Raw genomic sequence first — 26,228 nt, forward strand, 5'->3', positions numbered from 1 at the left:
AGCAAGAAAGCGGGCGCCTTCACCACGAGAGCGCCCGCTTTTCGACGATTACCTGCCGGTTTACTCGCCGTCCTCGACCGGGACCAACGAGATCTTGCCGCGGTTGTCGATGTCGCGGATCTCCACCTCGACCTTGTCGCCGACGTTGATGACGTCCTCGACGTTTTCCACGCGGGTGTTACCGCCCAGGTTGGAGATGTGAATCAGGCCGTCAGTGCCCGGCATGATGGACACGAACGCGCCGAACGCCACGGTCTTGACCACGGTGCCCAGGTAGCGCTCGCCCACCTTCGGCATCTGCGGGTTAGCAATCGCGTTGATCTTCTCAATCGCGGCGTCCGCGGCCTCGCCGGAAGCGGCGGAGACGAACACGGTGCCGTCGTCCTCGATGGAGATCTCCGCGCCGGTGTCCTCGGTGATCTGGTTGATGGTCTTGCCCTTCGGGCCGATGACCTCGCCGATCTTGGCCACGGGAACCTTGACAGTCGTGATCTTCGGGGCGAGCCCGCTCATCTCGTCCGGGCCCTCAATGACCTCGGCCATGGTGTCCAGGATGGCGTCGCGGGCGTCGTGCGCCTGGTTCAGCGCGTCAGCCAGCACCTTCGACGGGATGCCGTCGAGCTTGGTGTCCAGCTGCAGCGCGGTGATGAACTCGCGGGTGCCGGCGACCTTGAAGTCCATATCGCCGAAAGCGTCCTCCGCACCGAGGATGTCGGTCAGCGCGACGTACTCGGTCTCGCCGTTGACCTCGCCGGAAACTAGGCCCATGGCAATGCCGGCCACCGGGGCGGCCAGCGGCACGCCCGCGTTGTACAGCGACAACGTGGAGGCGCACACGGAGCCCATGGAGGTCGAGCCGTTGGAGCCCAGCGCCTCGGAGACCTGGCGGATGGTGTACGGGAAGTCCTCGCGCGACGGGATCACCGGCAAAAGCGCACGCTCGGCGAGCGCGCCGTGGCCGATCTCGCGGCGCTTCGGGGAACCGACGCGGCCGGTCTCGCCGGTGGAGTACGGCGGGAAGTTGTAGTGGTGGATGTAGCGCTTGGAATCCTCCGGGTGCAGCGAATCCAGGTGCTGCTCCATCTTCAGCATGTCCAGGGTGGTCACGCCGAGAATCTGGGTCTCGCCGCGCTCGAACAGTGCGGAGCCGTGGGCGCGCGGGATGAGCTGGACCTCGACCTCGAGGTCGCGGATGTCGGTCACGCCACGGCCGTCGATGCGGAAGCCCTCGGTGAGGATCTTCTCGCGCACGATCTGCTTCATCAGCGCGTTGTAAGCTGCGCGGATTTCCTTGGACGCCGCCGCGTGCTCCTCGCGGTCATCGTCGTCGATGTCGAAGTCGTCGAGAAGGCTGTCCTCGATGTCTTCCATGTACTCGTTGGTGGCCTCGTCGCGCTCGGCCTTGCCCTTGATGGTCAAAAGCTTGGCCAGCTTCTTGGACGCCTTCTTCTCCACGGCGTTGAAGACCTTGTCGGAGTACGCCGGGAAGAGCTGGAACTCCTTGGTCTCCTTGGCCATCTCCTCGGCCAGGCCACGCTGGGCACGGCACAGCGTCTCGATGAACGGCTTGGCGGCCTCGATACCTTCGGCGACGGTGGCTTCGGTAGGCGCCGGGTAGCCGGCCTCGATCTGCTTAACCACGTTCACGCCGGCGCCAGCCTCCACCATCATGATGGCGACGTCTTCCTCGGTCTTGCGGCCGCGCTTGCGCTCGACCATGCGGCCAGCGACAACCATCTCGAACAGGCAGCGCTCGTGCTGCTCGTGGTTCGGGAAGGCCACCCACTGGCCCTCCGGGTGCTTGTCGTCCGCCAGCAGCGCCATGCGCACGCCGCCGACCGGACCGGAAACCGGCAGGCCCGACAGCTGGGTCGCAGCGGACGCGCCGTTGATTGCCACGACGTCGTAGTACTCCTCCGGGTGCTGCGAAAGCACGGTGATGACCACCTGCACCTCATTGCGCAGGCCCTTGACAAAGGTCGGGCGCAGCGGGCGGTCGATCAGGCGGCATGCCAGGATCGCCTGCGTGGAGGGGCGGCCCTCGCGGCGGAAGAAGGAACCCGGGATCTTGCCGGCCGCATACATGCGCTCTTCCACGTCCACGGTCAGCGGGAAGAAGTCGAAGCCCTCGCGCGGCTGGTTGGATGCGGTCGTGGTGGCCAGCATCATCGTCTCGTCGTCGAGATAGGTGGTGACGGAGCCGTCCGCCTGGCGCGCCAGCTGGCCCGTCTCAAAGCGGATGGTGCGCGAACCGAAGTCGCCGTTGTCCAGGGTCGCTACTGCCTCGGTGATGCCAAATTCCTCGTCCACGTGGACATCGAAAGCATTCTTTGGCTTGAAGTTGCTCAAAAGGATCCCTCTCCTTGAAGGTTCGTGGCGATCATCGGTGCCGCCTTGTCGTGTTTCTCATGCAACGGCCAATGATGATAACAAAAAACGCCCCACCATGCTGGTGAGGCGTTCTTTTTGGGCCGAAGCCTTGCGACGGCTTAACGACGCTTAGCGGCGCAGACCCAGACGACCGATCAAGTCGCGGTAGCGCTCGACGTTGTTCTCGCGCAGGTACTTCAGCAGACCGCGACGACGGCCGACGAGCAGCAGCAGGCCACGACGGGAGTGGTGGTCGTGCTGGTGGTCCTTGAGGTGCTCGGTCAGGTTGTTGATGCGCTCGGTCAGCAGCGCAACCTGGGCCTCCGGGGAACCGGTGTCGGTCTCGTGCAGGCCGTAAGCCTTGAGGATCTCAGCCTTCTTCTCAGTGGACAGCGCCATGAGGTACTCCTTGGTTGTTTCAGTTCGCGTTCTACGGAAAAAGTCTTCGCTGCGCCGCAACTGCCGCGAACCACAGTCAAATGGCGCAAGACCTTGGGAGAGGTTACACGACCGGGGTCTCGCGGGCCAAACCGGTCAACCTGCGCATGAACTCCTCCAAGAAGCGATCCACGTCCACCCCCACGGCCACGCGGGCAGACTTCACCGGGTCGTTCAGGCACGTCTCGTCGCCGATGGTGCGCCCGCGCGTCTCGCCATCCGTGTCCACCTTCAAATTGATCGCCAGCGTGTCCACCAGGGAAGGATCCGCGGCCACCGCGACAGCCAGCGGGTCGTGGAGACCGCATCCGCCGAGGTGCGGTGCCGTGGTCTCGTACGCCTTGATGTAGTAGTTAGTAGCCGTGGCGAGGAAGTCTCCCCCGGCAGTGCCCAAATCCCCCCACTGCTTAGTCTCCACCGTGGTCAGCAACGTTTGCAGGGTGACATCCAGGCCGATCATGGTGATGTCCTCGCCCTGGCGGAACACAAAGTCGGCCGCCTCCGGGTCCTGGTTGATGTTCGCCTCCGCGCACGGGGTGACGTTGCCCGGCACTGTCAGCGCGCCGCCCATAAACACAATGTGCGCGCGCGAGGCGAAGTTTTCGTCGGCCTCAACCGCGGCAGCCACCGTCGTGAGCGGCCCGACGGGGACGATAACCAGGTCGTCGCCGTACCGGTGCACAGACTGCACCATGAAATCGACGGCGGATTGCTGCTCTGCGGCACGTGAGGCGTCGTAAAGCTTCGCCTCCCCAATGCCGTTGACTCCGTGGATGAACTGGGAAATCTCCATGACCTCGAAGCCGTCGCGCTGCGGCCCGGCGAACACCGGAACGTCCGTCCTACCGAACAGTTCCAGGATGGCCAGCGAGTTTCGCACCGCCTGATCAACTTCGACATTGCCGTACGTGCACGTCACCCCGATGAGGTCCAACTCCGGCGAGGCAAGCGCGTACGCGATAGCCAACGCGTCGTCGATGCCGGTGTCCACGTCCAGAATGAGCTTTCGGGCCATTTACGCCACTCCTAAGATCTCGCGGGTCGTTTCCACGTCACGGGCCATGTTATCCAGCAACTCGTCCACCGAGTTGAACTTCACCATGTCGCGCACTTTGCCCACGAACTCCACACGCGCCATCCGGCCGTACAGGTCCGCGTCGCGGTCCAGCACGAAGGACTCCACGCTGCGCCGCGCATCCCCGAACGTGGGGTTGGTGCCCACGGAAATGGCCGCCGGGTAGCGCACGCCGGGTTGCATGTCTCCGTCGATCTCGCCGTCGTCGATGATGGTCAGCCACCCCGCGTACACGCCGTCCGCGGGCACCGCAGAGGTGTCGGAGGCGTACTGGTTCGCCGTCGGGTAGCCCAGCTCTTTGCCGCCGCGGCCTGCACCGCGCTCAATCGGCGCGATGACGGAAAACGGCCGGCCCATAAAGTCGGTGGCCAGTGCGACGTCGCCGCCGGAGAGGTGGTCGCGGATGGCGGTGGAGCAAATCCGCACCTCGCCCTTGCCCAGCAGCTTGACGATGGTCACGTCCACGCCCGCCTGCTCCCCCAGCTGCGCCATGTCGGTCGCGGTGCCGGCGGCGTCGCGGCCGAAGGTGAAGTTCTCCCCCACCAGCACGTGCTTCGCACCCAGGGCGGAAACCAGCACGTCGTCCATGTACTCCGCTGGCGTCAGGCCAGCGAGTTCTTCGCGGAAGTCGATGACCAACAGCGCATCCACGCCAAGCTCGGCGATATGGCGTGCGCGCTCGTCGAGAGGCATCAGCGCCCTCGGGGTGCGTTCCGGGGCGAAAATGGTCACGGGGTGCGGGTCGAAGGTAATCACCACGCACGGCACGCCGAGCTCGCGCGCGGTGTCCACCGCTTTGGAAATGAGCAGCTGATGGCCGCGGTGCACCCCATCGAACACACCGATAGTGACCACCGTGCCGGTTTCCGCGAAGGAATCCGGCACGCTCGAAAGCCCGCGCAGAATATCCACGGGGACTTAGCGTACGGCATACTTCGGAAGCATGAACGATCCCCTCGCAACCTCCGGAATCGTCGTCGTGGACAAGCTCGCTGGCATGACCAGCCACGACGTTGTCGCCCGCCTGCGCCGTATCTTCGGCACCCGCAAAGTCGGCCACGCAGGCACGCTCGACCCCATGGCAACCGGCGTGCTCGTCGCTGGCATCGAGCGCGGGACGAAGCTTCTGGCCCACCTGGTGGCGGAGGACAAGGTGTACGAAACCACCATTCGCCTGGGCGCCTCGACGACGACGGATGATGCCGAGGGCGAGATCGTCGACAAGCATGATGCCTCTGGGGTGACCGATGCGGCGATCCGCGCCGAGGTGGCGAAGCTGACCGGCACGATCATGCAGGTGCCGTCGAAGGTGTCCGCGATCAAGATCGGCGGGCGGCGCGCGCACGAGCTGGTGCGCGCCGGCGAGGAGGTGGACATCCCCGCCCGCGAGGTGACCATCCACGCGTTTGAGTTGGGCGAGATCCGCCGCGCCGGCGAGTTCGTGGACGTCGACGCGCGCGTGCACTGTTCCTCCGGCACCTACATCCGCTCGCTCGGGCGCGACCTCGGCGCCGCCTTAGGTGTCGGGGGGCATTTGATTGCCTTACGACGCTCACGCGTCGGCTCCTTCTCCCTCACCGACGCACGCACCCTCGAACAGCTCGAGGACTCCGCCGAGCTGTCCCTGAGCCTGGACGAGGCCTTGACGCGGGCGTGGCCGGTGCTCGACGTGACTGCCGAGGAATACGACGCCCTGGCCATGGGCAAGTGGCTGGAGCCGCGCGGGCTGGAAGACGTCCACGCGGCGGTGGGACCGGACGGGCGCGCGGTGGCGCTGGTGAAGGAGAAAGGCAAGCGGCTGGCCACGGTGTTCGTGGCGCGCCCGTCGACGTTGTAGACGGTGTTGGTTGGGCTGCGGTCGCCGTCGCCGCGCCCGCGCTACCGCACGTAGGTGGCCGTGACCACGTAGCCGCAGCGCTCGACCCAGCGGCCCTCGAACAGCGGCACCGGGGCGGGGCGGGCCAAAAGCTGGGAGGTGAACGTCCCGTCGGTGCGCAGCTCGATTTCGGCTTCGTCAAAGTCCAGCCAGCGCCGGGTCATCGGGTACCAGCACTTGTAGGTGGCTTCCTTCGCGCAAAACAGGAGGCGGTCCGCCCACGGGTAGCCGTCGGTCTGCAGCCGCTGCACCATCGCGATCTCGGTGGAACTGGCGATGGAACGCAGCACGCCGTCCGGGAGCGGCTCGGCGGGTTCCGCGTCCAAGCCCATTGAGTGCACGTGCCGGGTGGAGGCGGCCACGGCGGCGCGCAGCCCGTCGGTATGCGTGAGCGAGCCGGTGAAACCCTCCGGCCACAGCGGCATGCCCCGCTCCCCCCGCAGGATCGCCCCGGCCGATTCCACGCCGAGCTCGCGCAGGGCCTGGTGGGCACACCAGCGGGCGTCGCCGAACTCGCCTTTGCGCAGGTCCACGGCGGCGCTGACTTCCTTGCGCTCGTCGGGGTGCAAGTGCTCGTAACGGGTCAGGTCCACGGCGTCGGATGCGTCGTCGGTGAGATAGAACACGCAGCGTGCCTCGGCAGGGAACAGCGCAACGTCTTGCATCACTGCTCAACCTCCATGACCGGGTACGGGAACGGCTGCGCGGACGGGTGACGCTCCCATTCGCGCGGATAGCCGAGAGACGCTTCGATGTGCTCGATTCCGTCGACAGTTGTCACCCCCGGCATGTGCAGGTGACCGTACACGACCGCCTTCGCGTTGTAGCGCTGGGCCCAGGTTCGCGTGTGCCGAGTGCCGCACCACAGGGCAATGTCAGACCACTGCATGCGCTGCACCGGTTCCTGCACCAAGGGCCAGTGGTTGATCAGGATCGTCGGGCCATTGATACGGGACAGCCGTTTGGTGGTGTAGGCCAGGCGGTCCCAGCACCAGGCGCGGATGTCCACAAAGGGGGCGATGGCGACCTCGTCGGTCATCACCACGTTGTTCTCGTGGGCCGCGGCGAGGGCCTCCTCCACGGTCAGGTCGCGGGCGCGGAACGAGTAGTCGTAGAGGGTGAACAGCGGGCAGATGGTCACTCCGCCGAAGACCGGGTAGCGGTCCTCCGGGGTGATCACGCCGATCGAACGCATGGCCTGCACCAGCATCGTGTACTTCTCGCGCCCGCGGTGCCTGTCCGCGGAACGGCAGAACAGCTCATGGTTGCCGGGCACCCACACCACCGTGTCGAAGCGGTTGGCAAGATCTTCCATCACCTGGACGATCAGCTCCGGGCGCTCGGCTACGTCACCCGCGACAATGAGCCAGTCCGACGGGTCGGCCGGCTGGATGGCATCGATTTTCGGGCCGTTGCGCTTCACCGCCGCGTGCAGGTCGCTGACGGCCCAGAGCGTGGTGGTCATTCCTCATTCTTACCATCCACGCCAGACACGGCCCACCGCATTGAGCGGAATCTCCACGCCACGCCAATCAACCGCGCCACAACCTGGCCCAGCTGCCCGACCCAGATGCCGGTAAGCCCCCAGCCGAACGCCCCGGAGGCCAGGATGATCGGCAGCGCCACCCCCAACAGCGAAAACAGTGTGAGGTTGCGCAGAAACGCTGCGTCGGCGGCGCCGAGCAGCACGCCATCGAGGGCGAAGACCGCCCCGCCCACCAGGATCATCCCGATGAGCAGGAACCAGGGAACCCGCAGCGTATCGACGACATCCGGGTCCGACGTGAAGATGCTCTGAATCGGCACAGCGAACACCGCGAACACGGCGGACAGCGCCACCGCGAAGATCATGGAGTACTTCAGCGCCTGCACCCCCACGGCGCGGGCCTCTTTCGCTCCCCCGCGGCCCAGCGCGGAACCGGTCAGTGTCTGCGCCGCAATCGCCAGCGAGTCCAGCACGAGCGTGAGGAGATTCCACAGCTGCAGCATGAGCTGGTGCGCCGCCAGCGCCACCACCCCGATCCGGCCGGCCACCGACGCGGCCGCGAGGAGCGAGACCTGGAAGGACAGCGAGCGCAAAATCAGGTCTCGGCCCAGTACGAGCTGGCGTTTGATCACGCCCCAGCGCGGCGCCCAGCTGCCGCCGTACCTGCCGTTTTCACGCACCAGCACCGCCACGAACAGCGTTGCGGTGATGCCCATGCCGATCACGTTGGACACCGCCGAGCCGATCAGCCCGTAGCGCCCCACCAGGATCGGCAGCAAAATCGCGCCGGGGACCAGCCCGCACAGGGTGAGGTAAAACGGCAGCTTGGTGTTTTGCACGCCGCGCATCCAGCCGTTTCCGGCCATGATCATCAGTGTCATCGGCACCGCAAAAACAGCCACGCGCATCCACTGGGCCGCCCGCAGACTCGTGTCGTAATCGCTGGCGAGCGCTTGGGCGAGAGGCTGCGCGAACAGCCCCACAATGAGCGCCAGCAGCGTGCCGACGCCCAAGGCCACCCACGTGGCCTGCACCCCCTCTGCGACAGCCTTGTCTCGCCGGCCGGCGCCGAAGAAGCGCGAGCTGCGCGCAGTGGTGCCGTAGGACAAAAACGTCAGCTGGGTGGTCACCGTGGACTGGATCGCCGCACCCGCCGCAAGTGCCGCGAGCTCGGCGGTGCCCAGCCGGCCCACCACCGCGGTGTCCAGAAGCAGGTACAGCGGGTTGGCGGCCAGGACGCCGAGCGCGGGGAGGGCGAGCATGAGGATCTCGCGGCCCATTGAACGTTGTGTTGCTGGTTGCGAGTTAGTCATCGGGCTCCGGGAACGCGTCGAGAAGCTGGCGTATGACCTCGTTGCGGGTGCCGGTGGCGGAGTAGCCGGCCGCGGCCCAGTGGCCGCCGCCGCCCAGCTGTTGCGCGACGGCGGAGACATCCACCACCACCGAGCGCAGCGACATCGCCCAGTACTTCGGCGCCTGCTCCTTGAGCACAACGCCGACATCGGTGCCTTCCAGCGAGCGGGAGTAGTCGATGATCGACTCCACCGCCGTCTGGCTCATGCGCGAGTGGATGCCGACTGGAATCGTCAGCACCGCCACGGACAGACCCTTCGTGGGCACGATCTGGGTCTTGGCCAGCACCTCGCCCATCAGCTGCAAGTCCACAGGGCCCATCGTGTCCATCAGGTCGAGGGCAATCTGGCGGGTGTTCAGCCCGTACTCCATCAGCTCCGCGGCGAAGACGTGCATGCGGGGCGTGCCCCAGCGGAAGCTGCCCGTGTCCGTGACCAGGCCGGCGTACAGGCAGTAGGCGATGTCCGGGTCAAGCTCCACGCCGAGGCAGCCCAGCAGCTCGCGGACCATCACGGTGGTGGATTCGCTCTCCACAATCAGGTTCATCCCGCCGAAGCCGGGGTTGGTGTTGTGGTGGTCGATCACGATGACCCGCGAGGGGTCCTCCAAAATCGCCGGCATGAGTGAGCCGGTGCGGTCGGCAGAGGCGCAGTCCACGGTGACCACGAGCCCGTCGTCAGGCAGCGGTGCCCCATAGTGGATGCGGCCCACGCCCGGGATGGTGCGCATGTTCGCCGAGTGCGGCAGAGGCTGGCCGATGTAGACCTGCACGTCCTTGCCCAGCTTCTCCAGCCCGAACGCCAGCGCGCACGCGGAGCCGATCGCGTCCGCGTCCGGCTTGATATGCGCGACCACCGAGATCTTCTCGGCTGCGCGCACACGGGAGGCGGCGGCCTCAAACTGCGCCGCCGCCTCCGGAATGTATACCGGTGCCTGCTTAGACATCGTCACCTGTGCGCTTGTAGGGGTCGCTCTCACCCGCCGGCTTCGCGTTCGCGCGCAGCTTCGCCAGCTCCTCGTCCCGGGCGCGGGCGCGGTTGAGCAGCTCCTCCATGTGGGCGGACGACTCCGGGACGGTGTCGCGCTCAAAGGCGATCGTCGGGGTAAAACGCACGCTGAGCTGGTCGCCCACGATCTTGCGGATCTGACCACGGGCGCGGTGCAGCGCCTCTGCCGCCTGGTCGTAATCGGGCTCGTCGTTGATGTCGCGTCCGCGCACTGTGTAGTACACCGTTGCGTCATGCAGGTCGCCGGTGACGCGGGTGTCGGTGACGGTGACCAGCTCCAAGCGGGGATCTTTCACTTCTCGCTCAATGGCGGAAGCGACGATCGTTTGAATCTGCTTTGCCAGGCGCTGCGCGCGTGGGTTGTCAGCCATGCTCAACTCCTTTGTCCGAAACTTTCAATAGTGTAACCCCCGCCCTGCGCGGGTTCGCGCGGAGCGGGGGTTGGCGTCGTAAAGCAATTGCTTTGCGACGGTTGTCACGCGGCAGTGCTAGTCGCGCGGCACCTCGACCATCTCGTAGGTCTGGATGATGTCGCCCACCTGGATGTCCGGGTAGGACAGCACCATGCCGCACTCGTAGCCCTTCGCCACCTCGTTGGCGTCGTCCTTCTCGCGGCGCAGCGACTCGATGGTCGCGTCCGGAGTGATGACGTTGCCGTCGCGGACCAGGCGCAGCTTCGCGCCGCGCTTGACCTTGCCCTCGGTGACCATGCAGCCGGCGATGAGGCCGACGGAGGAGGCCTTGAAGATCTGGCGGATCTCCGCCTCGCCCAGATCGCGCTCCTCGTAGATGGGCTTGAGCATGCCCTTGAGCGCGTTCTCCACGTCCTCGATGGCCTGGTAGATCACCGAGTAGTAGCGGATCTCCACGCCCTCGGCGTTGGCTTCCTCGGTGGCCTTGCCGTCGGCGCGGACGTTGAAGCCGATGATGACAGCGTCCGACGCCGCCGCGAGGGAGACGTTGGTCTGGGTCACGGCGCCGACGCCGCGGTCGATGATGTTGACCTCGACCTCGTCGTCGATCTCGATCTTGAGTAGCGCCTCTTCCAGGGCCTCCACCGAACCGGCGTTGTCGCCCTTGAGGATGAGGTTGAGCTGGCTCGTCTCCTTGAGCGCCTGATCCAGGTTCTCCAGGGAGACGCGCTTCTTGCTGCGCGCCTGGATCGCCGCACGGTGGCGGGCGTCGCGCTGCGCCGCAATCTGGCGCGCCACGCGGTCGTCGTCCACCACGAGCAAGTTGTCGCCCGGGCCCGGGACACCGTTGAGGCCCTGGACCTGCACCGGGCGGGACGGGCCCGCCTCTTCGACGTCGTTGCCCCACTCGTCGACCATGCGGCGCACGCGGCCGAAGTTGCCGCCGACGACGATGGAGTCGCCGACGCGCAGCGTGCCGCGCTGCACGATGACGGTGGACACCGGGCCGCGGCCGCGGTCCAGGTGGGACTCGATGGCCACACCCTGGGCGTCCATGTCCGGGTTCGCCGTCAGCTCGAGCGCCGCGTCGGCGGTGAGCAGGACGGCCTCCAGCAGGTCGTCGATGCCGGTGCCCTGCTTCGCGGAGATGTCGATGAACATGGTGTCGCCGCCGTACTCCTCCGGCACGAGGCCGTACTCGGTGAGCTGGCCACGGATCTTGTCCGGCTGCGCCTCCGGCTTATCCACCTTGTTCACGGCGACCACGATCGGCAGCTCGGCCGCCTTGGCGTGGTTGATCGCCTCGACGGTCTGCGGCATCACGCCGTCATCCGCCGCCACGACCAAAATGGCCAGGTCGGTGGACTTCGCACCGCGGGCACGCATGGCGGTGAACGCCTCGTGGCCCGGGGTGTCCAGGAACGTGATCTTGCGCGGCTGGTCCTCGAGGGTGACCTCGGTCTGGTACGCGCCGATGCCCTGGGTAATACCGCCGGCCTCGCCGCGGCCCACATTGGCGTTGCGGATCGAGTCCAAAAGACGGGTCTTACCGTGGTCGACGTGGCCCATGACGGAGACCACTGGCGGGCGCTGCTCCAGCGCCTCTTCGCCGCCTTCGTCCTCGCCGAACTGCAGGTCGAAGGACTCGAGCAGCTCGCGGTCCTCGTCCTCCGGCGAGACGATCTGCACCTCGTAGTTGATCTCGGCGCCGAGCAGCTGCAGCGTGTCCTCGGACACGGACTGCGTCGCCGTCACCATCTCGCCGAGGTTAAACAGCGCCTGCACGAGCGAAGACGCATCGGTGTTGATCTTCTCCGCCAAGTCAGACAGGGTCGCACCCTGACGCAGGCGGACGGTCTTGCCGCCGCCGTCAGGCAGACGAACGCCACCGATGACGTTCGGCTTGTGCATCTCCTCGTACTCGGCCCTCTTCTGGCCCTTGGACTTGCGGCGCTTGCCCGGTGCACCACCGGGACGGCCAAATGCACCAGCGGTGCCGCCGCGGCGTCCGCCGCGACCGCGGAAACCGCCGCCGCCCGGTCCGCCGAAGCGGGGACCGCCCGGTCCGCCACCACGGCCACGGCCACCGCCGCCACCACGGCCGCGACCGCCTGGAGCGGCCGCCTTGGACGGCATCTGTGTCGGGGACGGACCTGCCGGCATATCAGCCGGGGACGGACGAGAGCCGCCACCCTGACGAGCGCCGCCGGGACGCGGACCACCCTGGCCGGGACGGCCGCCACCCGAACGCCCGCCACCCGGACGCGGCGGACGCTGGCCACCGCCGGTGTTGGAAGAGAACGGGTTGTTTGCCACACGCGGACGGCCCGGCTTCGGCACCGGACGCGGCATCGCGCCCGGCGTCGGAGCGCCGCCCTTCGCGGCCGGCTTCGGCGCGCCAGGCTTCGCGGCACCGGGCTTCGCGGCACCGGGCTTTGCGGCGCCCGGCTTCGGCGCACCAGGCTTCGCGGCACCCGGCTTCGGCGCACCGGGCTTCGCGGCACCCGGCTTCGGCGCACCGGGCTTTGCTGCGCCCGGCTTCGGTGCCGGCTCGCCGCCCGCTGGCTTCGCTGCGCCCGGCTTCGGGGCGCCCGGAACCGGCTTCGCCGCAGCCGGCTTGCTCTCCGCCGGCTTGGCTGGCTTCTCGCCCGCCGGCTTCGGGGAGGCAGGCTTCGGCGCCGCAGCCTTCGCGCGGTTCTGGCCCGGCTTCTTCAGCGGCGGCTTCTTCGGCGCAGACTCAGCCTTCTTCGTGTCGGCAGCATCATCGCCGCCGGCCTGCTTGGCGTAGTGCGCCTTCATCTTCTTCACGACGGGCGGCTCGATTGTCGACGACGCCGTCTTCACAAACTCACCCTGCTCCTTGAGCGTGGCGAGCAGTTCCTTACTTGTTACGCCGAGCTGTTTGGCCAACTCGTGAACGCGTAGCTTTCCGGACACGTATCTCCTCTTCGTTGTTGCTAGGAGCAGTGCCCTTCCGGCTACTTGCCCCTAGACGTGGTCAGTGACATTCATCGCTGATGCTGCTTCATGGTTGCGTACTCATCAGTGTTCAGTCTTTCCTTTTTCGTCTGGGTCTTTTACTTCGTCGCAGTTGCTTTGCGACGACGCAAGGTACGTACGTACATGACCTAGGTCCACCGCAGTGGACAGACGGAGCGCCCGCCCGAAGGCACGGCGTTGTTCCGCCAGCTCGACCGCGTCCAACGAGGGCGTGATCCACGCTCCCCGGCCAGGAAGTTTCCTGCCCGGGTCTGCGAGCACCCGCCCTGGCACGTCCGGATCGGCGACGACCCGCAGCAGCTGGGTATCGGGCTGCGCGGTGCGGGTGGCGATGCAGGTTCGGGTGCGGATCGGCTGCTTGCGGGCAACACCCATCCGCGTCCCGTCCTTTCTCGCGTTTATCGTCGCCGCACCTGAACGTGCGGACACAAAAGCCGTATAACACTGTACGCCAAAACCCGCTGGATCTATATTTCCAGCGGGTTTCCTGGTTACAGCGGTGTTATTTACTCGGCCGCGTCAGCGTCGGAGCGGATGTCGATCTTCCAGCCCGTCAGACGAGCCGCGAGCCGGGCATTCTGGCCTTCCTTGCCGATGGCCAGCGACAGCTGGTAATCCGGCACAGTCACGCGGGCCGCCTGCGCCTCAAGGTCCAGCACCTCGACGGAAACCACCTTCGACGGGGCCAGGGAGTTGCCCACGTACTTGGCGGGGTCCTCGTCCCAGTCGATGATGTCGATCTTCTCGCCTCCGAGTTCGGACATGATGTTGGTGACGCGCGCGCCGCGCGGGCCGATGCAGGCGCCCTTGGCGTTGACGCCCTTGACGGTGGCGCGCACCGCCACCTTGGAGCGGTGGCCAGCCTCGCGGGCGATACCGACGATTTCCACGGAGCCGTCTGCGACCTCCGGCACTTCGAGCGCGAACAAGCCGCGCACCAGCTCCGGGTGGGTGCGCGACAGGTTCACCTGCACGCGCTTGTCGCCCTTGTTCACGCCCACGACGTACGCCTTGATGCGGTCGCCGTGCTTGAGCTTTTCGCCCGGGATCTTCTCCGCCGGCAGCAGGATGCCGTCCTGCGGGTCCGCCTCGGTGCCAAGCTGGACGATGTTCAGGCCGCGGGCCTCCGCCTGCGCGTCACGCTGCACGATGCCCGAGACCACCTGGCCCTCGAACCCGGAGTACTCGTCGTAGACGCGGCCGGCTTCCGCCTGGCGCAGACGGCCCTTGATGGCGTCGCGCACAGCGACGGAGCCGATGCGGGAAAAGTTCACCGGAGTGTCGTCGTACTCGGAGACGACCTCCCCCTCGCCGTCCAGCTCGCTGACGATGACGGCGACGTCGCCGGTTTCAGTGTCGATGTCGACGCGCGCCTTGGTGCCGTCATCCCCCTTGGCACCGGCGTCCCCCTCCTTGAACTCGCGGTAGGAAAACAGCAGCGCATTCGCGATGGTCGCCAGCAAATCCTCCATGGCGATCCCCTGCTGTTCCTCGATCGCCTTCAGCGCGTTCAAGTCAATATTCACTTGTTTTCCTTCCTCACCGTTGCAGCGGCATCAAGATCTTCAAACGCCCGATCCGCCAGCTCCATCTCGGCTGCCGGCGGGGCATTGAACTCAATTTCTACCACTGCTCCCGACAATTCAGAAACTGGCGAAACGCGAACCTCCTCCCCCTTTTTCGTCGCACGCACCAGCGCCACCTTGTTCTCCTCCGCGTCGAGCGGGCCCACGCGCCACTGCTCCCCGCCCACCTTGACCTTGCGTCCACGGTTGCGGCGGAAGTGCCGCGCCTCGGTCAACGGCAGGTCCACGCCCGGGGTGGTCAGCTCCAGGGTGTAGCCCGCGCCGAAGCTGACCTCACCACGTTCCTCGGCGTCGTCGAAAAGCGTAGAGAGCTCCTTGGACACCTCCTCGAGGTCATCGAGTGTCGGATGCTCGTCCGAATCCAGAGCGATGACCACCTGCGACTTCTTGCCCGCCTTGACCGTGCGGATCTTCTCAATGTCCATGCCGTAGGTGCGCGCAACCGGTTCAACCATGCGCTCGATTACCTCGTTCGTGGGAAAAGCCATGCCGACCAACCTAGCGTGTAACGTGCAGCGCGTGAAGAAACTCCTCCTGCTGCCCGCCGCCGCGCTTTTGCTCACCAGCTGCACCGTGATGGACGTCGTGGGTCCGCGCGCGAACGGCGAGATCATGGCGCTGGCGAAGCAGGCCTCCGCCGACTGGGTTTTCGGGGACCCCGCACGGGAACAGTGGCGCGAGATGCGCCAGAAGCAGAGCGAGGAGCTGAAAGGGGAAGCGCTTCGTTTGTGCGGGCTGGACGCGCAGGGGCAGACGCCCGCGTCGTGCGACGTCGGCTTCGGCGACACCGACCTGCCCGCCGAAGGTAATGCGTCTGCGCTGCTCGAGCACACCATCGCCGCCGCCGACAAGGTGCCGGATGAGTCCGTGGACCTCATCGTCGCCCAGGCTATCGACGCACTCACGCTCTCCCCCGTCAACCTCGAGCCTGTCACCGAGACTGTGTCGGACGCCGCAGACACTGAAGCGGCCCGCGACATGCTCGCGCGGGAAAACGCCGTCTACTACGGGCTTGGCCTCGCGCTCGCCTACGCCGATGCCGACCTGCGCGAACGCGTCGGCGAGCTGCGCGAGGCATCCCACGAGCGCACCGCGGCACTGACTCGCGTGCTGGACATCGCCGACGGCGAGTCTCTGGTTCCGGCCGCCGGCTACGAGTTCGCCGAGGGCTACACCGAGCCCGCAAATGCAGAAGAGGCCGCCCAGCTGGTCAAAACCATGCAGAGCGACCTAGTCGCTCAGTGGCGCTACGCCGCCGCGCACGCGGAATCGGCGACCTGGCGCGAAGACGCCATCAGGCTGGCCGCCCACGCCCAGCGGGTCTAGCCGAGGCGCTCGGCGACGAGCTCCTGCACCTTCGCCACGATCTCGTCGGCCGGGACCTCCAGTGTCTCGCCGCCGCGGATGCGCAGCTCCACGATGCCGTCGGCGAACGCGCGGCCGAGAATGACAATGAACGGCATGCCGAGCAGTTCGGCGTCCTTGAACTTCACGCCCGGGGAGACCTTTGGTCGGTCGTCGAAAAGCACTTCGAGCCCGGCGTCGGACAGCTCGGCCGCGATGCGGTCGCCCGCCTCGAGGGCTGCGGCGTCCTTGTTCGCCACCGCGACGTGCACCTGGAACGGGGCGATCTCCACGGGCCAGACCAGGCCCTTGTCGTCGTGGCGCTGCTCCGCGATCACCGCGAGCATGCGGGAGATGCCGATGCCGTAGGAGCCCATGGTGGGCACGGCGCGCTTGCCGTTTTCGTCCAGGATCTGCACGTCCATAGCCTCGGTGTACTTGCGGCCGAGCTGGAAGATGTGGCCCAGCTCGATGCCGCGAGCGAGTTCGACGGTGCCGTTGCCGGACGGCGACGGGTCGCCGGCCTTAATCTCGGCGGCCTCGATGAAGCCGTCGACGGTGAAGTCGCGGCCGGCGACCAGGCCCACCACGTGCTTCTGCGGGGCGTCCGCGCCGGTGATCCAGGCGGTGCCGTCCACCACGCGGGGGTCCGCCAGCACGCGCACGCCGTTGGCCGCGAGCGCGCGGGGGCCGACGTAGCCCTTGACCAAAAAGTCGTTCTTGGCAAAGTCCTCGTCGCTGGCCAGCTCGAACGTTGCGGGCTCAAGCGATGCCTCGAGGCGCTTCTCGTCCAGCTCGCGGTCGCCGGGGATGAGCACGCCGACCAGCTGCGGGCCGACCGGCTCGCCGTCCTCATCTACCTGACGCGGGTCGTTGACCTTCACCATCATGCATTTGAGGGTGTCGGCGGCTTCGGCGGAGCGGCCGTCGATAAGCACGCCAGCCCCCTGCGCCCACTCCACGAGCGCCGCGATGGTCTCGGACGCAGGGGTGTCGTGCTCGACCGCCTCCGGCAGCCCCTCAAACGGGCGCGGCTCGGGCGCGACGGTGGTCACTGCCTCGACGTTCGCCGCGTAGTCGCCCGCGGTGGAGACGACGAAGGTGTCCTCGCCGTTGTCCGAGTACGCCAAAAACTCCTCGGACGCGGAGCCGCCCATGGCGCCGGAGGTGGCCTTGCAGATCTCGTAGCGCAATCCCACGCGGTCGAAAATGCGCTGGTAAGCCGCGCGGTGGTTGGCGTAGGACTGGTCCAGCCCCTCATCCGACATGTCGAAGGAGTAGCTGTCCTTCATCACAAACTCGCGCCCGCGCAGAATGCCGGCACGCGGACGCGCCTCGTCGCGGTACTTGGTCTGGATCTGGTACAGCGTGACCGGGAAGTCCTTGTAGGAGGAGTACAGGTCCTTCACCGCGGTGGTGAACATCTCCTCGTGCGTGGGGCCAAGCAGCATGTCCGCGCCCTTGCGGTCCTTCAGGCGGAACAGGTCGTCGCCGTACTCCGCCCAGCGGTTGGTGGCCTCGTACGGCTCGCGCGGCAGCAGCGCCGGGAAGAGCAGTTCCTGGCCGCCCATGGCGTCCATCTCCTCGCGGACCACGCCCTCGATCTTGCGCAGCGCGCGCAGACCCAGCGGCAGCCAGGAGTACACGCCCGGCGCGGCACGGCGCACATAGCCTGCGCGCACCAGCAGCTTGTGGCTGGGCACCTCGGCATCGGCGGGATCTTCGCGCAGCGTGCGCAGGAACAGCGTGGACAGGCGTGTAATCATGGTTTGGAAGTTTACCGCTAGGGTTTTGCGCATGCTGATCGTGCTCCCGCCTTCTGAAACCAAAGCCCCCGGCGGCACCGACGCCACCATGTCGCTGTCGTTTCCCTCCCTCGACGCCGTACGCACATCGCTTATCGACGTCCTCACGGCCACCGACGTGAACATCCAAATGCGCGAGCTGAAAGTCCCTGCCGGCAAACGCGCGGAGGCCGAGGAGAATCTGGCGCTGCGCACGGCTCCGGTGATGCCGGCGATCCAGCGCTACACGGGCGTGCTGTACGACGCCCTCGACGCTCTGTCCCTGCCCGATGAGGCTCTGTCCCGCCTGGCCGTGGGCTCCGCGCTGTTCGGGGTGGTGCGCGCAGGCGATCTGATCCCCCGCTACCGCGTTTCCGGCGGCTCAAAGGTCGGCGGGAGAACGATGAAGGCGTGGTGGCGCACGTCGATAAGCGATGTGCTTGGTGAGCAGGGATTCGTGGTGGACATGCGCTCCGGCGCCTACCAACAGCTCGGGCCGGTGCCCGGAGCGCTGACGGTGCGCGTGGAGCAGGCCGACACCGGCAAGGTGGTTAGCCACTTCAACAAGCAGTACAAGGGCGAGCTGGCCCGCGCGCTGGCGCCTCACGACGCCACGTCCGCCGAAGATGTCGCCGACATCGCTTCCGCCGCCGGGTTCGACGTTTCGGTCGACGGCACACTGCTCACAATGCGTGTGTAGGTTGAGCTCCATGCCATCCCAGTACCGTCGCTACGCCCTGGCCGCGCTGATCTACGCCGCCGGGTTCGCCTACATCCTGCTGCGTTGGGACGCGATCCCCGACCCTGTGACGGTGCACATCGGCCCCACCGGCGAGGCGGACGGCTTCGCGCCGAAGACGCTGCTCAGCACGACCCTGCCGATGATCATCGGCATCGCGGTAACGCTGATCCTGCCGCTGTTTCTGCCGCCGAGATCGCTTGCCCGGCACACCGTCGACGTCCCGGCCGACGGCGCGTTGCCGTTTTCGGAGACGGTGGCCCGGCGCGTCGAGAAGCTTTGCGACGCCTCCGCAGACATCGTCTCCAAAATAATCCTCGCGATGGCCGCACTGTTCGCGGTGATGAACATCTCCATGGTGGTGCCGGACGTGAAACTGCCGTTCTGGCTGGAGATTGTGCTCTGGATCGGCTTCATCATCTATGTGGTGGTGATCGGCATGCGCGTGACCTCAAAAAAGGACGGGATCGAACCGGACGCGGACGAACAGGCCCGCAACGAGCAGTTGCGCTACCAGGGCGGCATGGGCACCTATTCGGCGCCGAACGACCCTATGGTCGCCGCGGTGCTGCCGTCGAACCCGGGCAAGATCGCGGTGAACACCGCCCACGCGCCGGGCAAGCGCTACTTGCGGCGGGTGGTGGTCGGCATAGCTTTGATCCCCATAGTGTGCGTGGCGCTGTCTTTTGCGGTCTAGCTCGGTCCTGCCCTCGCGCCGGCGAAATTTATCGGTTTATCGGCCGAGTGGAATTTATCGGTTTATCGGTTGCACCCCTTCTACCTGCGCTAACTCGCCGCCTTCTCAACCATCTCCGCTAACGCGAGAAGCCGGCGCACATCAGCCACAAACTCATCTTCTCTGAACAACAAATCGACCGGCGATGGGCGCAGTAGCTTGACGCCGGCCTTCAGCAGGTTCTTTTCGCGGCGGCGTTCTTTCCGCAGCGTCTCGTCGGTGGGTTTGAACGTCACTCCGTCGTATTTGTAGTCGCCGTCTATCTCCGTCACGAACATCCCGCGGCGAAGATCCACCTCATAGCCGGCAAACATGCCGTTGACGATCCAGTGCTCCGCCACCCGCTCAATCAGAATCGCTCTTCCGTACGACTCGAACGGCGAGCGCGAGTTGTCCACCGCGAACCTCACTACTTTCCGCAGCGTGTCAATGCCTCGCACCCTGCCCAGCTTCTCCATCTCGGCCTCGACCGTGTCTCTGTCCGCGTAGAACTTCAGTATCCAGTCCATGGCGACGAGCCCCTCCCGGAAACCATGTCGCAGCGCGATTTCGAACGCCGTGGTCAGTTCATCCGTGGCACGCAGTGTGTCGAAGCGCCGGATTGTCGCTGGCCGCTTCCTTGCCCGGTGATAGACCGTGTTCGCCGGCTGCTGCTTCTTCGGCGGCGCTTTGCCGTTTGGCAGAAGTAGCTCCACTGGCTCGTTGACCTCGGTCGTCACCACCCACATATCCAACGCCCTTGCAGCTGATCGCCCGGCCAGTGCTGCTTTCCTGGCGGCTTTCCCCGCAGCGATGGCCTGGATCCACCGCCTCTCATAGAACGCGAGCCCCGAGAAGTCGGCCCGCGACATGCAGTGCTTCGATGACAGGATCACTGCACCTGCGTTGTCGTTGACGTTATCCCGATGGCGTAGTTTGCGCACAATCTCTGCTTGTCTCCCCCGATCCATGCCGCGATACTGACAGAGGTTCACGCAAAATGGAAGGGCTCTTGCTCATCTGTGGATAACTCGCCGCCATCGTTATCCACAGTTCAGGTACTTGGGAACCTCTCTGTACAAAAGACGATATCGGCATTTACCGTCCCGACCCGACCGCGACCAGGGCTTTTACCGCCGCGTCAGCCCTAAATGCCGATATCGTCGTTAACACCGCCCCCTGGCCCCCGCCCCACAGGTACCGTCGCACCCATGACCGCCTCCTCCACCATCGACACCGCCCGCGCCCTTATCGCAGACGCCTCGCACATCGAGGTCTTCACCGGCGCCGGCATGAGCGCCGACAGCGGCATCGCCACCTACCGCGACGCTCAGACCGGCCTGTGGGAAAACGTGGACCCGCAGGACATGGCGTCCATCGACGCGTGGCACGACGACCCGGACACCATGTTCGCCTGGTATCTCTGGCGCGCCCACCTCGCGCAGCAGGCGGAGCCGAACGCGGGCCACGTCGCCGTCGCCAAGTCGCAGAAGACAACGGTGACCACGCAAAACATCGACAACCTCCACGAGCGCGCAGGCAGCAAGGAGGTCGTCCATCTGCACGGCTCGCTGTTCGACTTTCGCTGTACGCTTTGCGACGAAAGCTTCGCCCAGCCCATCGATCTCCCCAAAGAACCCGTGGCAGCAATTACTCCCCCGGCTTGCCCAGAATGCGGAGGACCAGTGCGCCCCGGCGTGGTCTGGTTCGGCGAAGCCTTGCCTGAAGCCGAGTGGAAGGAAGCGGAGCGCCGCATGCGCACCGCCGACGCGCTGGTGATCGTGGGCACCTCCGGGGTGGTCTACCCCGCCGCCGGCCTACCGCTGATGGCCCACGCCCGCGAGATCCCCATCATCGAGGTCACCCCCATGCGCACGGACCTGTCGCACCTGGCCGACGTCGTCATCGAGGACACCGCCGCCAACGCGCTGCCCGCCCTCCTGGGCTAGTAGTGATAGCGGGCCTGCAGTATCACTAGGTCTCCATCCGCAAGCATGTAAACTAATCGGTGTTCTTGGGTTATACGCCTCGACCAAGCACCATCCGCGCCATACTTCAACGGTTCAGGCTTACCAATCCCCTCGAAGGGATCTCGCAACACGTCGCGGAGAAGCTGGTTCACCCGCTTCAGCATCTTCCTATCAGTGGTTTGCCAATAGAGGTAGTCGCTCCACGCATCGGCAGTCCAAACGAGGCGCATTACTCATCCAGATCGAGATCATGCTCAACGAACTTGCCGTTGAGGGCATCCTCATAGGACCGAGTCAACCTGCGCCTGTTCTCCCGCGATTTAAACAGGTAAGCGGTCTCTACCCATGACTCATAATCTTCTGCTGCCATGAGCACGGCATTGCCATTGCGCGACACAATTTCAACCGCGTCGCGGTCGTTGTTCACACGCTCGATGAGCGGATATAAGGTCCGGCGAGCTTCCGATGCACTGATGGACATTTGCCCCTCCTTTATGTGGTACCACAAAACGGTACCACATTTACGAGCTGGCGCGGAGCACCGTGAAGGTCCTATCGCGCGCGACCTGCTCCACGGACGCGAAGCGACGCTCCACCTCGCCGCGGTAGCGCAAGTGCGAGTTGTGCACCAGGTACAGCGCCCCGCCGGGGGCGAGCAAACGCACGGAGGCGTCGAGGAGGTGCTGCACTAACGTGGCGTCGACGGTGGTGCCGTCGTGGAACGGCGGGTTCAGCGCGATTGTGTCGAAGGACGCGTCCGGCAATCGGGAGCCGGCGTCATCCCACGTCGCCTCCAGCCCGATGGCGCGGGCGGAGAGCACCGCATCGGCGTCCGCGTCCGTGGCGACGCCGCCCAAGCCCCGGGTGACGGAGCCGTTGCCGCAGCCCAGGTCGAGAAGCCGGCCGGGCTCGGCGGGCAGGCAGGAGCGAAGCAGCTCCCCGCCCCGGTCCGGTTTTGCGCCGGAGAAAACTCCGCCGACGGCGACGAGGCCGTCGTAAAGCTTTGGCGCATACGACACCTCGCGGGGGCCGGAGGCGACCAGGCAGCGAAACTTGCCGCGGCCGAGCGAGGCAGAAACGTCCTCGAACGACTCCCCCAACGTCGCGTTCATGCTGCGTGCGAGGTGTTTATTGTTCGCGCCGAGCACGAGGCGCACTTCGTCGAAGCCTGCGCCCGCGATAGAACGCGCCAGGTAATCCAGCCGCGCCAGGGACTTCGGCATCTCTCCGACCGCAACGGCAGCCCCGGTCGCGCCGGCGAGGTACTCGTCCAGGCGCACGTCCCCGGCCACCTCGGCGCCGAGCGACCGGGCCTGCTGGCTGCGCGTGTAGTCCGATTCGCAGAACACCACCGGAGCACCCGCAGCGACCGCCGCGCGCGTGAGATCCAGGGTCGGGTCGTGGCAGATGAGCACGGTCCTCTGACCACCGTCAGCCGCGCCGAACGCGACATCCCAGATCAAGCTATCCAGCGTGCGCAAGGCCAGCGACCTCCCCCACCACGTACACGGCCGGTGCGGCGACGCCTTCGGCCTCCATCACGTCGGCCAAGCTCGCCGCGGTGGCGAAGTACACGCGCTGCGCGTCGGTCTCGCCCTCCTGGATCACGGCGGCGGGAGTGTCCCCGGACAGCCCGGCCTCCACCAGCGCCGCCGTGATCGCGCGCACGTTGCGCACGCCCATCACCACCACGATCGTGCCACCGACGCGAGCGAGCGCACCCCAGTCCACCAGCGACTTCTCGTGCCCGGGCGGCAGGTGCCCGGAGACCACCGTGAACGCGTGCGTCACCCCGCGCTGGGTCACCGGCACCGAAGCGGCGGCCGGCACGGACACCGCAGAGGTCACGCCCGGCACCACCGAGCACTCCAGCCCGGCGGCGGCGCACGCCTGTAGCTCCTCGAAACCGCGGCCGAACACGTACGGGTCGCCGCCTTTGAGCCGGACCACCTGCTTGCCTTCGTGCGCGTAAGCGACCAGCATCTCGTTGATCCGCTCCTGCGCCACCTGCCTCGCGTACGGCAGCTTCGCCACGTCCACGACTTCCTTGCCGGTCAGGTCCAAGAAGCTCTCCAGCTCGGCGGAGGGGCCGAGGTGGTCGGCGAGGATGACGTCGGCAGCCTCGAGGGCGCGCAGTCCGCGGATGGTCAGCAGGTCCCACGCGCCTGGGCCGCCGCCTACGAGTGTGATGTGGCCGGTAGTCATAGCCAATCAGTTTAGGGTGGAGCCATGAATCAACCCCAGCTCGCCCACACGCTCGCAGAGGCCCTGCCGGAGCTCGCGCACGCAGAGCCCGGCACGGAGTTTGAGAACCCGCAGCTTGTCGCACTGAATGAGCCGCTTGCAAAGGAGCTCGGCCTCGATGTTGCGTGGCTCAAGTCTGATGACGGCCTCAAGTTCCTCTCCGGCTCCCACGGCGGCCACGCCATGGCGTACGCGGCGCACCAGTTCGGCCAGTTCGTGCCATTGCTTGGCGACGGCCGCGCCCTGCTGCTCGGCGACACCGCCGGGTATGAGATCCAGCTCAAGGGCTCAGGCTTGACCGCGTTTTCGCGCCCGGGCACGGACGGGGTGGGGGCGATCGGGCCGATGCTGCGCGAGCACCTCGTCTCCACGTTCATGCATGCGGTCGGCGTGCCTACCACCCGCTCGCTTGCGGTGCTGTCCACCGGCGGCACCGTGATCCGCCAAAACGGCGCGGTCCCCGGCGGGATCGTGGTGCGCGTGGCGAAGAGCCACCTGCGCGTGGGCACGGTGCAGTACGCGGCGACACAGTCGGAGGAGCTGACGCAGAAGGTCGTCGCCGCCGCGGGCTTCGCCGATGCCGAGGAGATGCTGCGCACCGTCACCCGCCGCCAGTTCGACCTGGTGGCGCACTGGATGCGCCTGGGTTTCGTCCACGGGGTGATGAACACCGACAACGTGGCACTGTCCGGAGAGACCATCGACTACGGCCCGTGCGCGTTCACCGAGCGCTTCGACGGCACCGCGAGTTTCTCCTCCATCGACCGCCAGGGCCGCTACGCATTTGGCAACCAGCCCAACATCATCGCCTGGAACATGGCGCGGCTGGCGGAGGCGCTCTACCCACTGCTCGGCGCGGAGAAGGTCGACGCCTACGTCAAAACTGTCCAGCCAGCCTGGGACGAAGCCTGGGCGACGTGGATCGGAGGCGACCACGACGGGCTCAACGCCGCCGCCGACATCACCACCTACAACCGCGAGCACGGCATAAACGGAAGCGAGGGTCCCGTCTTCATCCCCCGCAACCAGATGCTGCAGGAGGCTATCGACGCCGCCGAGCTGCGCGGCGACTACACCGCGTACAACGAGCTGCTCTCCGCGGTGAGCGACCCGTACAACGAAAAGGCCGGGCCCGAATGGATGGCCCGGCCTGAGGGGCAGCTGCCCTACGTCACCTTCTGCGGGACGTAAACGCTGCTACAGGGTGTTTTCGCCCGTGTCCAGCTTGAGCGTCTTCTGCGTCCACGCCCACTGCTCGTCGTAAGCGTCCTTGTCGCGCTTGAGGGACTTGCCGTAGGTGGGGAACATCTCGTGCAGCTTGTCGGCCCAGTCGATCATGTGCTCGCCGAAGCAGCGCTCGAGAAGCTCGATCATGGCGGCCGGGGTGATGGACGCACCCGGGGAGGCGCCGAGCACGCCGGCGATGGTGCCGTTCTGGTCGTTCACCAAGGCGGTGCCGAACTCCAGGGTGCCGAAGCGCGGGGCGGCAGCCGGCTTGATCACCTGCACGCGCTGGCCGGCGACCACGACCTCCCAGTCCTTGCCGTCTGCTGCCGGGTAGTACTCGTGCAGCATGTCCACCTTGCCGTCGAAGTCGCGGAAGACTTCCTGCACCAGGTACTTCACCAGGCCGATGTTGGTGGCGGCCACGCCGAGGTAGGACGGGATGTTGTCCGGGCGGATGGACTTGAACAGGTCCAGGTAGGAGCCTTCCTTGAGGAACTTCGGGCTCCAGCCGCCGTAGGGGCCGAACAGGAGGGATTCCTTGCCGTCCACGACGCGCAGGTCCAGGTGCGGCACGGACATCGGCGGGGCGCCGACCTTGGCCTTGCCGTAGACCTTGGCCTTGTGCTGCTGCACCAGTTCCTGGTTGTCGGTCTTGAGCCACATGCCGGAGATCGGGAAGCCGGCGTAGCCGTGGACCTCGGGCACACCTGCGTTGCGCAGCAGGTCGAGGGCGTAGCCGCCGGCGCCGACGAAGACGAAGCGGGCGCGCACGACCTGCTTGTCGCCGGTGTGGGCGTTTTTGACGGTGACCTTCCAGAAGTTGCCTTCGCGCTTGATGTTGGTCACTTCGCGGCCGTAGCGGATCTCGGTGCCGTTGTTCTTGGCGGCGTCGAGGAACTGCTTGGTCAGCGAGCCGTAGTTGATGTCGGTGCCGACGTTGGTCCAGGAGATGGCCACCGGCTCTGCGTCGAAGTCGCGGCCCTGGGACATCAGCGGCAGCTTCTCAGCGAAGGTGTCGCGGTCGTCCGCGAACTGCATGTTGGGGAACATGTGGTTTGCGGAGAGCTTTTCGTAGCGCTTGCGCAGGTAGTTGATCTGGTCTTCGCCCTGGGCGAAGGACACGTGCGGCACGGGGTTGATGAAGGCGCGCGGGTCGGTCAGCACACCGTTTTCCACCTGGTAGGACCAGAACTGGCGCGACAGCTGGAACTTCTCGTTGATGTTCATCGCCTTGGAGACATCAATGCGGCCCTTCTTCTCGGGCGTGTAGTTCAGCTCGCACAGGGCGGAGTGGCCGGTGCCAGCGTTGTTGAAGGGGTAGGAGGACTCCTCGGCAGGCCCGTCAAGCCGCTCGAAGATCATCTGGGACCACTCGGGTTCCAGCTCGTGCAGCATCGAGCTCAGCGTGGCGCTCATGATGCCGGCGCCGACGTGCAGGATGTCCACCTCGTCCGCGTACTTCTTACCACCGTTGTCAGACATGCGTAGTCATCCTTTGATGTTTATCGACTTTTGGGAGTGGTGACTATATTACGTCCCCTTCATCGCCAAGGTGCAAAGGCTTGTCGACGACCACAGGTCCGAACCGTCCGCAGAAAAGT

At 66.2% G+C, this 26,228-nt stretch carries 26 protein-coding genes and 2 pseudogenes; 7 read left to right on the forward strand and 21 right to left on the reverse strand.

Features of this window, described 5'->3' with window-relative positions:
• Positions 1–60: 60 nt before the first annotated feature.
• The 4 genes from H0193_RS03765 to H0193_RS03780 form a co-directional block, all read right to left on the reverse strand.
• Positions 61–2,349 (reverse strand): polyribonucleotide nucleotidyltransferase, encoded by a 2,289-nt coding sequence (locus tag H0193_RS03765; protein ID WP_181888620.1) that lies wholly within the window; start codon positions 2,347–2,349, stop codon positions 61–63.
• Between the two features lie 150 nt (positions 2,350–2,499).
• Positions 2,500–2,769 carry a 30S ribosomal protein S15 gene (gene rpsO / locus H0193_RS03770; RefSeq protein ID WP_070474158.1) on the reverse strand — a complete coding sequence of 90 codons (270 nt, stop codon included), beginning with the start codon at positions 2,767–2,769 and terminating at the stop codon, positions 2,500–2,502.
• Between the two features lie 103 nt (positions 2,770–2,872).
• Complete coding sequence (locus tag H0193_RS03775) at positions 2,873–3,823, reverse strand: nucleoside hydrolase (RefSeq protein WP_181888621.1); 951 nt, start codon at positions 3,821–3,823, stop codon at positions 2,873–2,875.
• Positions 3,824–4,795 (reverse strand): bifunctional riboflavin kinase/FAD synthetase, encoded by a 972-nt coding sequence (locus tag H0193_RS03780; RefSeq protein ID WP_181888622.1) that lies wholly within the window; start codon positions 4,793–4,795, stop codon positions 3,824–3,826.
• A gap of 31 nt (positions 4,796–4,826) precedes the next feature.
• Between H0193_RS03780 and truB the strand changes: the two genes are divergently transcribed.
• The gene (gene truB / locus H0193_RS03785) at positions 4,827–5,720 is read left to right on the forward strand and encodes a tRNA pseudouridine(55) synthase TruB (protein WP_181888623.1); all 894 of its coding nucleotides are present in this window, start codon (positions 4,827–4,829) and stop codon (positions 5,718–5,720) included.
• Positions 5,721–5,761: 41 nt separating this feature from the next.
• Here the strand turns inward: truB and H0193_RS03790 are convergent, their stop codons facing one another.
• The 6 genes from H0193_RS03790 to infB form a co-directional block, all read right to left on the reverse strand.
• Positions 5,762–6,424, reverse strand: a complete 663-nt coding sequence (locus H0193_RS03790) for a 4'-phosphopantetheinyl transferase family protein (protein ID WP_181889600.1) — start codon at positions 6,422–6,424, stop codon at positions 5,762–5,764.
• Positions 6,424–7,224 (reverse strand): metallophosphoesterase family protein, encoded by an 801-nt coding sequence (locus tag H0193_RS03795; RefSeq protein WP_181888624.1) that lies wholly within the window; start codon positions 7,222–7,224, stop codon positions 6,424–6,426. Before H0193_RS03795 ends, H0193_RS03790 begins: the two co-directional genes overlap by 1 nt.
• Positions 7,221–8,525 carry an MATE family efflux transporter gene (locus tag H0193_RS03800; RefSeq protein WP_272899115.1) on the reverse strand — a complete coding sequence of 435 codons (1,305 nt, stop codon included), beginning with the start codon at positions 8,523–8,525 and terminating at the stop codon, positions 7,221–7,223. The genes H0193_RS03795 and H0193_RS03800 overlap by 4 nt, the downstream gene beginning before the upstream one ends.
• Before the next feature lie 25 nt (positions 8,526–8,550).
• Complete coding sequence (locus tag H0193_RS03805; protein WP_181888626.1) at positions 8,551–9,543, reverse strand: DHH family phosphoesterase; 993 nt, start codon at positions 9,541–9,543, stop codon at positions 8,551–8,553.
• Entirely contained in the window at positions 9,536–9,976 is a 441-nt protein-coding gene (gene rbfA, locus H0193_RS03810) for a 30S ribosome-binding factor RbfA (protein ID WP_181888627.1), read from the reverse strand. The genes H0193_RS03805 and rbfA overlap by 8 nt, the downstream gene beginning before the upstream one ends.
• Positions 9,977–10,093: 117 nt before the next feature.
• Entirely contained in the window at positions 10,094–11,929 is a 1,836-nt protein-coding gene (infB, locus tag H0193_RS12555; protein ID WP_420838851.1) for a translation initiation factor IF-2, read from the reverse strand.
• Between infB and H0193_RS12560 the strand changes: the two are divergent.
• Positions 11,924–12,466 (forward strand): annotated as a pseudogene (locus H0193_RS12560) (hypothetical protein); the annotation flags it as partial. The gene infB and the pseudogene H0193_RS12560 overlap by 6 nt on opposite strands.
• A 396-nt stretch (positions 12,467–12,862) precedes the next feature.
• On the opposite strand, the pseudogene H0193_RS12565 reads toward H0193_RS12560, so the two are convergent.
• The 4 genes and pseudogenes from H0193_RS12565 to rimP form a co-directional block, all read right to left on the reverse strand.
• A pseudogene (locus H0193_RS12565) lies at positions 12,863–12,955 on the reverse strand (translation initiation factor IF-2 N-terminal domain-containing protein); the annotation flags it as partial.
• Positions 12,956–13,060: 105 nt separating this feature from the next.
• Positions 13,061–13,393 carry a YlxR family protein gene (locus H0193_RS03820; RefSeq protein ID WP_181888629.1) on the reverse strand — a complete coding sequence of 111 codons (333 nt, stop codon included), beginning with the start codon at positions 13,391–13,393 and terminating at the stop codon, positions 13,061–13,063.
• 131 nt (positions 13,394–13,524) lie between these two features.
• Entirely contained in the window at positions 13,525–14,544 is a 1,020-nt protein-coding gene (gene nusA, locus H0193_RS03825) for a transcription termination factor NusA (RefSeq protein ID WP_181888630.1), read from the reverse strand.
• A complete protein-coding gene (rimP, locus tag H0193_RS03830; RefSeq protein WP_181888631.1) occupies positions 14,541–15,092 on the reverse strand; it encodes a ribosome maturation factor RimP in 552 nt (183 codons plus the stop codon). The genes nusA and rimP overlap by 4 nt, the downstream gene beginning before the upstream one ends.
• 31 nt (positions 15,093–15,123) lie before the next feature.
• Between rimP and H0193_RS03835 the strand changes: the two genes are divergently transcribed.
• A complete protein-coding gene (locus tag H0193_RS03835) occupies positions 15,124–15,930 on the forward strand; it encodes a DUF4439 domain-containing protein (RefSeq protein ID WP_338026585.1) in 807 nt (268 codons plus the stop codon).
• Here the strand turns inward: H0193_RS03835 and H0193_RS03840 are convergent.
• Complete coding sequence (locus tag H0193_RS03840) at positions 15,927–17,714, reverse strand: proline--tRNA ligase (RefSeq protein ID WP_181888632.1); 1,788 nt, start codon at positions 17,712–17,714, stop codon at positions 15,927–15,929. The genes H0193_RS03835 and H0193_RS03840 overlap by 4 nt on opposite strands.
• 31 nt (positions 17,715–17,745) lie before the next feature.
• On the opposite strand from H0193_RS03840, the gene H0193_RS03845 reads away from it, so the two are divergent.
• Both H0193_RS03845 and H0193_RS03850 read left to right on the forward strand, forming a co-directional pair.
• Complete coding sequence (locus H0193_RS03845) at positions 17,746–18,432, forward strand: YaaA family protein (RefSeq protein ID WP_181888633.1); 687 nt, start codon at positions 17,746–17,748, stop codon at positions 18,430–18,432.
• A 10-nt stretch (positions 18,433–18,442) separates the two neighbouring features.
• Positions 18,443–19,168: a DUF1648 domain-containing protein gene (locus H0193_RS03850; protein WP_181888634.1), complete on the forward strand. Its 726-nt coding sequence runs from the start codon at positions 18,443–18,445 to the stop codon at positions 19,166–19,168.
• A gap of 89 nt (positions 19,169–19,257) precedes the next feature.
• Here H0193_RS03850 and H0193_RS03855 read toward each other — a convergent pair whose 3' ends face one another.
• Positions 19,258–20,130: a hypothetical protein gene (locus tag H0193_RS03855; protein ID WP_181888635.1), complete on the reverse strand. Its 873-nt coding sequence runs from the start codon at positions 20,128–20,130 to the stop codon at positions 19,258–19,260.
• Between the two features lie 267 nt (positions 20,131–20,397).
• Here H0193_RS03855 and H0193_RS03860 point away from each other — a divergent pair, with 267 nt between their 5' ends.
• The gene (locus tag H0193_RS03860) at positions 20,398–21,135 is read left to right on the forward strand and encodes an NAD-dependent deacylase (RefSeq protein ID WP_181888636.1); all 738 of its coding nucleotides are present in this window, start codon (positions 20,398–20,400) and stop codon (positions 21,133–21,135) included.
• On the opposite strand, the gene H0193_RS03865 is transcribed toward H0193_RS03860, so the two are convergent.
• Genes H0193_RS03865 through cobA form a run of 4 tightly spaced genes read right to left on the reverse strand, consistent with a single transcriptional unit; the run spans position 21,132 to position 23,361 of the window.
• A complete protein-coding gene (locus H0193_RS03865) occupies positions 21,132–21,386 on the reverse strand; it encodes a Txe/YoeB family addiction module toxin (RefSeq protein ID WP_181888637.1) in 255 nt (84 codons plus the stop codon). The genes H0193_RS03860 and H0193_RS03865 overlap by 4 nt on opposite strands.
• Positions 21,386–21,637 (reverse strand): type II toxin-antitoxin system Phd/YefM family antitoxin, encoded by a 252-nt coding sequence (locus H0193_RS03870; protein ID WP_181888638.1) that lies wholly within the window; start codon positions 21,635–21,637, stop codon positions 21,386–21,388. The genes H0193_RS03865 and H0193_RS03870 overlap by 1 nt, the downstream gene beginning before the upstream one ends.
• 40 nt (positions 21,638–21,677) lie before the next feature.
• Positions 21,678–22,637: a class I SAM-dependent methyltransferase gene (locus H0193_RS03875; RefSeq protein ID WP_181888639.1), complete on the reverse strand. Its 960-nt coding sequence runs from the start codon at positions 22,635–22,637 to the stop codon at positions 21,678–21,680.
• Positions 22,621–23,361: a uroporphyrinogen-III C-methyltransferase gene (gene cobA / locus H0193_RS03880; RefSeq protein WP_181888640.1), complete on the reverse strand. Its 741-nt coding sequence runs from the start codon at positions 23,359–23,361 to the stop codon at positions 22,621–22,623. Before cobA ends, H0193_RS03875 begins: the two co-directional genes overlap by 17 nt.
• 24 nt (positions 23,362–23,385) lie before the next feature.
• Between cobA and H0193_RS03885 the strand changes: the two genes are divergently transcribed.
• Positions 23,386–24,591: a protein adenylyltransferase SelO family protein gene (locus H0193_RS03885; RefSeq protein WP_181888641.1), complete on the forward strand. Its 1,206-nt coding sequence runs from the start codon at positions 23,386–23,388 to the stop codon at positions 24,589–24,591.
• Positions 24,592–24,597: 6 nt separating this feature from the next.
• Here H0193_RS03885 and mqo read toward each other — a convergent pair whose 3' ends face one another.
• Positions 24,598–26,109, reverse strand: a complete 1,512-nt coding sequence (gene mqo, locus H0193_RS03890; protein ID WP_181888642.1) for a malate dehydrogenase (quinone) — start codon at positions 26,107–26,109, stop codon at positions 24,598–24,600.
• Positions 26,110–26,228 lie beyond the last annotated feature (119 nt).

It is taken from the genome of Corynebacterium haematomassiliense, assembly GCF_013978595.1.
In the GTDB taxonomy this organism is placed as follows: domain Bacteria; phylum Actinomycetota; class Actinomycetes; order Mycobacteriales; family Mycobacteriaceae; genus Corynebacterium; species Corynebacterium lehmanniae.